The organism is Microbulbifer okhotskensis, from assembly GCF_023895975.1.
Lineage (GTDB): Bacteria > Pseudomonadota > Gammaproteobacteria > Pseudomonadales > Cellvibrionaceae > Microbulbifer > Microbulbifer okhotskensis.
The window spans coordinates 1-364 of record NZ_JALBWM010000421.1 but is presented as its reverse complement, the minus strand read 5'-3'; the positions used below and the strand labels follow the sequence as shown (position 1 = coordinate 364).

The window sequence follows — 364 nt, the reverse complement described above, 5'->3', positions numbered from 1 at the left end:
CAATATCGCCCGCGCTGATTACCAGCATGAAATATTGAACTGGCAACACCACTGGCAGGTGACGGTATTTGTCGAGTGCAAAACCCCAGAGGGTGAACGCTACAGCGAATCAACCGAATTTGAAGCGTATGGAGTGCGCCTAAACGACCTGGCCGAATTAGTGCGCCCCGAGTTGGACAACATCCAAAACCAAGCCAACCCCAACCACTACAAGGACCACGGCTGGCAGGCAGAGATTCTGCCTAATCGTAAACAGGAAAAAGGGAAAGCCGCGTAATGAAAGAGAAACCTATTTTATTTAATGCGGAAATGGTGCGGGCAATTCTGGATGGCCGTAAAGCCCAGACGCGCCGATTGATAAAAC

1 protein-coding gene is annotated in these 364 nt (G+C 50.3%); it reads left to right on the top strand.

Annotation, left to right across the window (positions count from 1 at the left end; genetic code table 11):
• Positions 1–277 (top strand): hypothetical protein (locus MO867_RS22760; RefSeq protein ID WP_252473409.1); only part of this gene is annotated, 277 nt, incomplete at its 5' end.
• Positions 278–364 lie beyond the last annotated feature (87 nt).